This is a genomic window from Rhizobacter sp. P3_C12 (assembly GCF_056402735.1).
Window position 1 is genome coordinate 1 of the sequence record NZ_JBFUGW010000272.1, and the last position, 8,091, is coordinate 8,091.

The following is an 8,091-nucleotide window of genomic DNA, read 5'->3' on the forward strand; positions in this document are numbered from 1 at the left end:
GCGCCGGGGCGGCCCGCCGCTTCCTCGTCGAACTGCTCGAGCCAGCGGCGCACGCCACTGTCCGTCAAGTTCATGTCGCGGCACACCTGCCCGACGCTCAATCCCTGGTCTCGCACCATGCGAACCACTTGCAGCTTGAACGCCGCATCAAATGCCCGGCGGGCTCTCTTCTTCTCGGTCATGCTCTTCTCGTCCTCTGCGGGAAAATCTCCCATCGAGGTGTCCATCAGAATTGGACCACGTCAGTGTGCTTGAACCAATATGCGATGCAGAGGTAGCGATCGAGCGTCGTCTGCGGGTCCTTCTCGGCGACGAATTCGCTGAGCGTCGGCGAGACATCGTCGAATTTCAAATCCTTGATGACCTTGAAGTTGGGCGCTTTACGAGGCGTCGCGGGCCTCTTCGACGCCGGAGCGGGTGCAACTTCTGCGGTCTCGCTGTCCGTCTCTACGGCATCGGCGACCTCGTCGCCCACTTCCGGTTCTGCGTCTGAAGCTGCGACTTGAAGTTGCTTGACACCGCTTGGACGCACTCGCGAGTCTGGCAGAGCCGGGATAAATCCCGCCTGCAYGAACGCTGACTTGATCGCGTCCATGCCCTTCTGCATGCTCGTATCTGATCCCTTCATGGTGAACTTGACCATGGTGAAAGAGATCTCGCCATCCTGCTCAGGCGTYGTCTTGGGCGTCCTTGGCATCTTGCCTCCCGTGTAGTCACGGGAAGTGTGGCAGGGACGGTTACATGCTGCAACTTTCTGGTGCGCCCGAAATCATGTGAACTCTTTCCCTTCACACGAGCGCCAGTGCACGGTCAAGCGCGCAGGCCGGCCGAGGTCAGCAAACCGCTGTGGAGCCGTCGTTGAATCGGCTTGAGCCAAGGGCAGCAACCGCTGAGGCCCTGTGCGCTTCAGCCGCCGACAGTCACCTGCTTCACAGCCTCAAGAATCACCCCCGCAATCTCCCGCGGATGGCTGATCAACGACACATGGCTAGACGCGATCTCAACCGTCTTCGCCTTCATCCGCGCAGCCACGAACCGCTGCAATTCCGGCGAGGTCGTCCGATCCTGCGTCGACACCGCATACCAGCTCGGTTTGCTGCGCCAGGCGGCCACCGTGGTGCGTGACGCAAACAGCGTCTCCGCAATGCGCCCCTGCAGCGCATACAGCACGCGAGCTTTCTCGGCAGGCACGTCACCCGCAAAGTCACGCAGGAAGGCCTCTTCGCTCAGCTGCGCAAACCCACCCGACTTGACGAGCCCGGCGCTCGCCGGAGGCGTCGGAAACTTGGCGGCCAGCGCGCCGTAGTCTTCCCCCGCATCAGGCGCACGCGCGGCCACGTAGACCAGCCCCGCAACCTTCGGATCGACCCCAGCCTCGCTGATCACCGTGCCCGCCCACGAGTGCCCGACCAGCAGCGTCGGCCCGTCTTGCAGCGCCAGGATGCGCTGCGTGGCCGCCACGTCGTCGGCCAGCGAAGTGAGCGGGTTCTGCACCGCCGTGGCGCGCAACCCGGCGCGCTGTAGCAGCGCAATCACGTCAGACCAGCACGACCCATCGGCATAGGCGCCATGCACGAGCACGACATTGCGAACGCCCGGCGCGGTGGCAGCTGCGGGCGCTGATGCAGATTGAGCCGAAGCAAGGCGCGCGGTGGCAGCAAGCCCGACCGTGGCGGCGACACGCGTGGAGAACTGGCGACGAGTGAACATGCGGATTCCCTGAGGAGTGAGGATCCGTGTGCGTCGCGCCCGGTGCGCGGCTTCTTACACCGCTCGCGCGATGTCCCTCAGGCCTCGTCGAGGTCGGTGAACTTGTCCGGGTCGACCAGGTCGCGCAGCGGCACGCGCAACGCGTCGGCCAGGCGCCCCATGTTGTCGATCGAGATGTTGCGCCGCCCAAGCTCTACGCTGCTGATGTAGGGGCGCGTGATCTCCGCTTCCAGGCCCAGCGCTTCCTGCGACATCTCCCGCGCGCGCCGCACCCGGCGCAGGTTGCGGGCGAACACATCGCGGGCCGCGAGCTTCTTGCCTGGACTCTTTTTCATCCGGGAAGGATTGCGGCATCTGCACAAGTCCTCCACCTTCTTTGGGTTTCGAAGTGTTAACTTTGGGATACCAAACGAAGTCTTTGGATTATTTTTTGAGCTTCAAGGGCTTCATTCAGGACCACATCGGCAGCAGAGGAAGGGAAACCTGGCATGAAGGGCTACGAGATCAACTGCATCACCCTGTCCACGCGCCCCCCGCACCACGACCTCATCACCCACATCGGCCACAGCCAGCTCAAATGGCGCATCGACATCGCCCAGGCCATCCGCTGCATGGACCGCGACATCGAGCGCTACTACGTGGTCGATCGCCTGCGCCGGCAGTGGGTCTACCTCGATGTCGTGCGCGAGCCCGGCCAGCTGCCGCACCTGCGCGCACGCACCGAGCGCGGCGAGTGGGCCGATCACCTGCTGGCGCTGCCGCACTGCGGCCCCGATTGCGGCGCACCGCCCCTCAAACCCTGCCGCTGTGGCGACCGGTTCCACTCATGGCGGCCGTGTTGCACCTGCCGCTGCCGCTGACGTTTTCGCCTAAAGTCAGCGCGCATGACCCTGCGCACCCACTACCCACCCATCGAACCGCTGGAAACAGGGTTCATGCCCGCCGGCAACCTGCACTCGCTCTACTGGGAGCGCAGCGGCAATCCCGCCGGCATCCCGGTCATCTTCGTGCACGGCGGCCCCGGCGCCGGCACCTCGGCAGCCGACCGGGGCTTCTTCGATCCCGCCCGCTACCACATCGTGCTCCTCGACCAGCGCGGCGCCGGCAAGTCCACGCCCTCCGGCGAATGCCGCGAGAACACCACCGCATTGCTGATCGCCGACCTGGAGCGCCTGCGCGAGCGGCTCGGCATCGCGCAATGGCTGGTGTTCGGCGGCTCGTGGGGCTCCACGCTGTCGCTGGCCTATGCACAGGCGCACCCCGAGCGCTGCCTCGGCCTCGTCTTGCGCGGCATCTGGCTCGCCAGCACCGAGGAGCAGCAGTGGTGGCTGCACGGCATGCGGCAGTTCTTTCCGAAGGAGTGGGAGGTCTTCGCCGGTGCCATCCCGCCCGACGAACGCGGTGACCTGCTCGCGGCCTACCAGCGCCGCCTGAGCAACCCCGACCCCGCCGTGCACGCCCCCGCGGCGCGCGCCTGGAGCAGTTACGAGGGCGCCTGCCTGCGGCTCATCCCGCTGCCGGTCGAGCCGCTGCGGCCGCAGGACGCCGTCTTCGAGCTGAACCTCGCGCGGCTCGAGGCGCACTACTTCGTCAACGGCGCCTTCCTCACGCCCAACCAGCTGCTCGCCGGCGTGCCGCGCATCGCCCACCTGCCTTGCACCATCGTGCACGGCCGCTACGACGTGATCTGCCCGGTGCGCTATGCCTTCGCGCTGGCCGATGCATGGCCCTCGGCCCAGCTGGTCGTGGTGCCCGATGCCGGGCATTCGTCGATGGAGCCGGGCATCACGTCGGCGCTGGTCACGGCCACCGACGCCTTCGCCGATGCCCGATGAACTCATCTGCGGCGAAGCGGCCGTGCTGGCGATGCTCGACGGCTGGTTCGCCGGCCGTGCAGGCGACTGGTGGCAAGACTTCTACGCCGATCGCCAGAAGCCGGTGCCGTTCTTCGGTGACGCGCCGGACGAGAACCTCGCCGAATGGGCCGATGCGCATGCGGCCCCCGGCCTGCGGGCACTGGACATCGGCTGCGGCAACGGCCGCAACGCGCGCTTCCTCGCGAGCCGCGGCTTCGAGGTCGACGGCGTCGACTACGCGCAGGCGGCGATCGATTGGGCCACGCAGCGCGCGAACGAACTCGGCGTGCCGGTGCGCTGGCACTGCAAGTCGGTCTTCGAGCTCGGCATGCCGGCGGGCAGCTTCGACCTTGTCTATGACTCCGGCTGCTTCCACCACCTGGCCCCGCACCGTCGGCACACCTACGTGCAGCTGGTCAGCGAGGCGCTGCGCCCGGGCGGCTGGTTCGGCCTGGTGTGCTTCCGCCCAGAAGGCGGCAGCGGGCTGTCGGACGCCGAGGTCTACGAGCGCCGCACGCTCGGCGGCGGCCTGGGCTACACCGAGGCGCAATTGCGCGCCATCTGGGCGACGGGGCTCGAGGTGCAGGGCACGCGGCGCATGCTGAAGCCGCCGCCGGGGGCGGAGGTGTTCGGCGAGGAGTTCCTGTCGGTGCTGTGGGCGCGCAAGCCCGTGCATTCCACCGGCGCGTGATGGGTGGTGGCGATGGATGAAGCAGTCCGGCGTTTCACCGACTCCCCGCTGCGTGAGCGTTTGCCGGGCGGGCAGGGCCGTTCGGTGCGTGCCGGCGACCTGGTGCTGAAGCCGGTCGACGAAATCTTCAAGTACGAGTGGCTGGGCGATGTGCTGGAGGGCGTCGACTTCCACGGCCTGAAGGCGGCGGCACCGGTGCGATCCCTGGCTGGGGCCTGGTGCGAGCAGGGGTGGGGTGCGACACGCCATGTCGACAGCGCCTTCGTCGAAGGGCGGATGGCCGACAAGCTCGCGGCTTCCACTGCGTTTCATCGCGCGGTCCGCCACATCGGCAAGCCGGCCGCGTTCGACGCGTGGACCAACCCATGGACGGCTGCCGCCCAGGTCGCGTGGAACGAGCGCGGTGTGCCCGAGGACGCACGCGACGAGGTCAAGGCCGTGGTGAGGTCGTTGCAGTCCCGCTGGCAGCCCGTCGACCTGCCGAGCCAGTTCGTCCACACCGACCTGGCGGGCAACATCCTGTTCGACGGCGATGCACCGGTCGTCATCGACATCTCGCCGGCGTTCCGGCCGGTCGCGTACGCGCATGCCGTGCTCGTGGCCGACAGCATCGCGTGGCATCACGCGCCGGCGGCGTCGCTGGAGTTGCTGGACCTTCCGCACGCGCTTCGACGGCAGCTGGTGCTGCGCGCCGTGGTGTTCCGCCTGTGCGTGCCGCTCTTCTTCGATGCGGCGAATGCCGCGGCGTTCTACGCCACGCTGCGGGAGTTCGAGCCGGTGCTGGCGTACGAGGGAATCACCGGCGGGTGACGACTCGGGTCAGGCCTTCGCGGGCTTCCTGGTCCCCGGCGGCTGCTTCCTCGCCCGCGCCAGGTTCGACGTCACCAGCGCCGCCGCCAGCGTCACCAGCCACGAGAAGTACACCCACAGCAGGAACACCGGAAACGCCGCGAAGCTGCCGTACACCGTCTTGTAGGTCGGCAGCTTCAGCACATAGGCCGCGAAACCGCGCTTGCCCAGCTCGAACGCGATGCCGGCGATCAGCCCGCCGATGGCCGCATCGCGCTTGCGCACGCGGGTGTTGGGCATGAAGTGGAAGAGGGCGGCCATCGCGATCGAGCCGATCAGCGCCGGCCCGAGCGTCAGGCCGAACCTGGCCCACGGCGGCAGCGTCTCGATCAGCCCGGCCGAGGCGCTCACCGCGTACGACGTGGCCCACAGGCTCACGCCCAGCAGCGGCGGGCCGAACGCGATCATCAGCAGGTACATGCCGACGCGCTTCAGGAACGGCCGGTTCTTCTTCACCTTCCAGATCTGGTTCAGCGCGTTCTCGACGGTCAGCAGCAGCGCCACCGCGGTGACCACCAGGAACAGCGAGCCGACCAGCGTCAGCCCGTTCGCGTTGGTCGCGAACTGCGCCAGGTAGCGCAGCACGGTGCGCGAGATCTCCTCGGGCAGCAGGCTGCGCAGCAGGTGCTCCTCGATCGCGTCCTCGAGCCGCTTGAACATCGGAAAGCGCGTGAAGAGCGCAAAGCACACCGCGAGAAACGGCACCACCGACAGCACCGTCGTGAAGGTGAGGCTGCCGGCGATCTGCGGCAAGCGCTCGGCCCGGGCGCGCTGGATCGTGAGTCGGGTGAGGTGGATCATCGGGCGGCCATTCTGCCCTTGAGAGACCGCTTCCCGGGTTGCACCCGGGCTACGAATGCCGTAGCCCGGATGCAGCGCAGCGAAATCCGGGAATGCTGCGCAACTCGCTCAGGTCGCTCAGGTCGCTCAGGCTGCCACCGGCGTGCGGATCAGGTGATCGAACGCCGACAGCGCCGCCTTCGCCCCATCGCCCGCGGCGATGATGATCTGCTTGAACGGCACCGTCGTCGCATCTCCGGCCGCGAACACGCCCGGCTGGTTCGTCGCGCCGCGCGCGTCGACGATGATCTCGCCGTACTTGCTCAGCTCCAGCGTGCCCTTCAGGAACTCGGTGTTGGGCACCAGGCCGATCTGCACGAACACGCCGGCCAGCTCCACGCGGTGCTCGGTGCCCGTCGCGCGGTCCTTGAAGACCAGGCCGTTCACCTTCTGCCCGTCGCCGGTGATCTCGGTCGTCTGCGCGTTGGTGTGCACCGTCACGTTCGGCAGGCTGTGCAGCTTCTTCACGAGCACTGCATCGGCCTTCAGCGTGTCGGCGAACTCCACCACGGTGACGTGCGCCACCAGGCCAGCCAGGTCGATCGCCGCCTCGACGCCCGAGTTGCCGCCACCGATCACCGCCACCGGCTTGCCCTTGAACAGCGGGCCGTCGCAGTGCGGGCAGTACGCCACGCCCTTGTTCTTGTACTCGGCCTCGCCGGGCACGTTCACATTGCGCCAGCGCGCGCCGGTCGACAGGATCACGCTGCGGCTCTTCAGCGCGGCGCCGTTCTCCAGCGTCACGGTGATCTCGCCGCCCGGCTGCGCGGCCGKCTCCAGCGCCGCGACGCGCTGGCCGTTCATGATGTCCACCTCGTAGACGCGCGCATGCGCTTCCAGCGCGGCCGCGAACTTCGGGCCTTGCGTCTCGAGGATCGACACGTAGTTCTCGATGCCCAGCGTGTCGAGCGTCTGGCCGCCGAAGCGCTCGGCGACGATGCCGGTGCGGATGCCCTTGCGCGCCGCATACACGGCCGCCGCCGCGCCGGCGGGGCCACCGCCGACGATCAGCACGTCGAACGCATCCTTCTGGCCCAGCTTGGCCGCCACGCGTGCCGCAGCACCGGTGTCGACCTTGGTCAGGATCTCCGAGACCTCCATGCGGCCCGAGCCGAACACCTCGCCGTTCAGGTAGACGGTGGGCACGGCCATGATCTGGCGGCCTTCCACTTCACCCTGGAACAGCCCGCCGTCGATCGCGACGTGCTTGATGCGCGGGTTCAGCACCGCCATCAGGTTCAGCGCCTGCACGACGTCGGGGCAGTTGTGGCAGGTCAGCGACATGTAGGTCTCGAACACGAAGTCGCCGCCATCCTCGCGGGTCAGCGACTTGATCTGCTCGATCACCTCGGCCTCGACCTTCGGCGGGTGGCCACCGGCCTGCAGCAGCGCCAGCACCAGCGAGGTGAACTCATGGCCCATCGGGATCGCGGCGAAGCGCACGCCCATCCCGGCACCGGCACGGCTGATGTTGAACGACGGTCGACGCGTGTCGGTGCCGTCCAGGCGCAGGCTCACCAGCTCGCTCAGGCCGGCGATCTCTTCGAGCAGCTCGCGCATCTCGCCCGAGGCGGGGCGGTCATCGAGCGACGCCACCAGTTCAACCGGCTGCGTCAGGCGTTGCAGGTAGCCCTTGAGCTGGGCCTGGAGGGTGGCGTCCAACATGGTGATCGTCCTTTGTGTTTGGTGTTATTCGGGTAGAGCTCCGCCCAGGACCCCGCCCGAAGGCGGGGCCGCAGAGCGGCAGAACAGGGGGAAAGAGAGAGGTCTTAGATCTTGCCGACGAGGTCGAGCGACGGCGTCAGCGTGGCGGCGCCTTCGTTCCACTTGGCCGGGCAGACCTGGCCCGGGTTCTTGGCGACGTACTGCGCGGCCTTCAGCTTGCGCAGGGTTTCCTTCACGTCACGCGCGATCGCGTTGTCGTGCACTTCGACGGTCTTGATCACGCCATCGGGGTTGATCACGAAGGTGCCGCGCAGTGCCAGGCCTTCTTCCTCGATGTGCACGCCGAACGCGCGCGTCAGCTTGTGCGTCGGGTCGCCGATCAGCGGGAACTTGGCCTTGCCGACGGCCGGCGAGGTCTCGTGCCACACCTTGTGCGCGAAGTGGGTGTCGGTCGTGATGATGTAGACCTCGGTGCCCAGC

General features: G+C 67.5%; 11 protein-coding genes. 4 read left to right on the top strand and 7 right to left on the bottom strand.

Annotated features, from left to right (window positions below; translation table 11 throughout):
- The 4 genes from AC1DXV_RS27945 to AC1DXV_RS27960 form a co-directional block, all read right to left on the bottom strand.
- Window positions 1-227 (bottom strand): transposase (locus AC1DXV_RS27945; protein ID WP_477936651.1); only part of this gene is annotated, 227 nt, incomplete at its 3' end.
- Window positions 227-643 (bottom strand): hypothetical protein, encoded by a 417-nt coding sequence (locus AC1DXV_RS27950; RefSeq protein WP_477936653.1) that lies wholly within the window; start codon window positions 641-643, stop codon window positions 227-229. The genes AC1DXV_RS27950 and AC1DXV_RS27945, both read right to left, overlap by 1 nt.
- Window positions 644-906: 263 nt before the next feature.
- Entirely contained in the window at window positions 907-1,710 is an 804-nt protein-coding gene (locus AC1DXV_RS27955) for an alpha/beta fold hydrolase (protein ID WP_477936655.1), read from the bottom strand.
- Between the two features lie 77 nt (window positions 1,711-1,787).
- The gene (locus tag AC1DXV_RS27960; RefSeq protein WP_477874631.1) at window positions 1,788-2,045 is read right to left on the bottom strand and encodes a helix-turn-helix transcriptional regulator; all 258 of its coding nucleotides are present in this window, start codon (window positions 2,043-2,045) and stop codon (window positions 1,788-1,790) included.
- A gap of 153 nt (window positions 2,046-2,198) precedes the next feature.
- On the opposite strand from AC1DXV_RS27960, the gene AC1DXV_RS27965 reads away from it, so the two are divergent.
- Genes AC1DXV_RS27965 through AC1DXV_RS27980 form a run of 4 tightly spaced genes read left to right on the top strand, consistent with a single transcriptional unit; the run spans window position 2,199 to window position 5,067 of the window.
- Window positions 2,199-2,570: a DUF3892 domain-containing protein gene (locus AC1DXV_RS27965; protein WP_477874629.1), complete on the top strand. Its 372-nt coding sequence runs from the start codon at window positions 2,199-2,201 to the stop codon at window positions 2,568-2,570.
- Window positions 2,571-2,594: 24 nt separating this feature from the next.
- Window positions 2,595-3,545, top strand: coding sequence for a prolyl aminopeptidase (gene pip / locus AC1DXV_RS27970; protein ID WP_477936657.1), 951 nt, complete (start codon window positions 2,595-2,597; stop codon window positions 3,543-3,545).
- Window positions 3,535-4,257 carry a class I SAM-dependent methyltransferase gene (locus AC1DXV_RS27975; protein ID WP_477936659.1) on the top strand — a complete coding sequence of 241 codons (723 nt, stop codon included), beginning with the start codon at window positions 3,535-3,537 and terminating at the stop codon, window positions 4,255-4,257. The genes pip and AC1DXV_RS27975 overlap by 11 nt, the downstream gene beginning before the upstream one ends.
- A gap of 12 nt (window positions 4,258-4,269) precedes the next feature.
- A complete protein-coding gene (locus tag AC1DXV_RS27980) occupies window positions 4,270-5,067 on the top strand; it encodes an aminoglycoside phosphotransferase/kinase family protein (RefSeq protein WP_477873828.1) in 798 nt (265 codons plus the stop codon).
- Between the two features lie 9 nt (window positions 5,068-5,076).
- Here AC1DXV_RS27980 and AC1DXV_RS27985 read toward each other — a convergent pair whose 3' ends face one another.
- The 3 genes from AC1DXV_RS27985 to AC1DXV_RS27995 all read right to left on the bottom strand — a co-directional run.
- Complete coding sequence (locus tag AC1DXV_RS27985; RefSeq protein ID WP_477936661.1) at window positions 5,077-5,907, bottom strand: YihY family inner membrane protein; 831 nt, start codon at window positions 5,905-5,907, stop codon at window positions 5,077-5,079.
- Window positions 5,908-6,033: 126 nt separating this feature from the next.
- Entirely contained in the window at window positions 6,034-7,611 is a 1,578-nt protein-coding gene (ahpF, locus tag AC1DXV_RS27990; RefSeq protein ID WP_477936663.1) for an alkyl hydroperoxide reductase subunit F, read from the bottom strand.
- A 104-nt stretch (window positions 7,612-7,715) separates the two neighbouring features.
- The coding region (locus AC1DXV_RS27995; protein WP_477936665.1) for a redoxin domain-containing protein at window positions 7,716-8,091 on the bottom strand (376 nt) is incomplete at its 5' end.

What these genes read in the sequence shown, in the direction of transcription:
- pip (WP_477936657.1), top strand. Translation starts at nt 2,595, where the DNA reads ATGACCCTGCGCACCCACTACCCACCCATCGAACCGCTGGAAACAGGG.
- AC1DXV_RS27985 (WP_477936661.1), bottom strand. Translation starts at nt 5,907, where the DNA reads ATGATCCACCTCACCCGACTCACGATCCAGCGCGCCCGGGCCGAGCGC.
- AC1DXV_RS27960 (WP_477874631.1), bottom strand. Translation starts at nt 2,045, where the DNA reads ATGAAAAAGAGTCCAGGCAAGAAGCTCGCGGCCCGCGATGTGTTCGCC.
- AC1DXV_RS27975 (WP_477936659.1), top strand. Translation starts at nt 3,535, where the DNA reads ATGCCCGATGAACTCATCTGCGGCGAAGCGGCCGTGCTGGCGATGCTC.
- AC1DXV_RS27955 (WP_477936655.1), bottom strand. Translation starts at nt 1,710, where the DNA reads ATGTTCACTCGTCGCCAGTTCTCCACGCGTGTCGCCGCCACGGTCGGG.
- AC1DXV_RS27965 (WP_477874629.1), top strand. Translation starts at nt 2,199, where the DNA reads ATGAAGGGCTACGAGATCAACTGCATCACCCTGTCCACGCGCCCCCCG.
- AC1DXV_RS27980 (WP_477873828.1), top strand. Translation starts at nt 4,270, where the DNA reads ATGGATGAAGCAGTCCGGCGTTTCACCGACTCCCCGCTGCGTGAGCGT.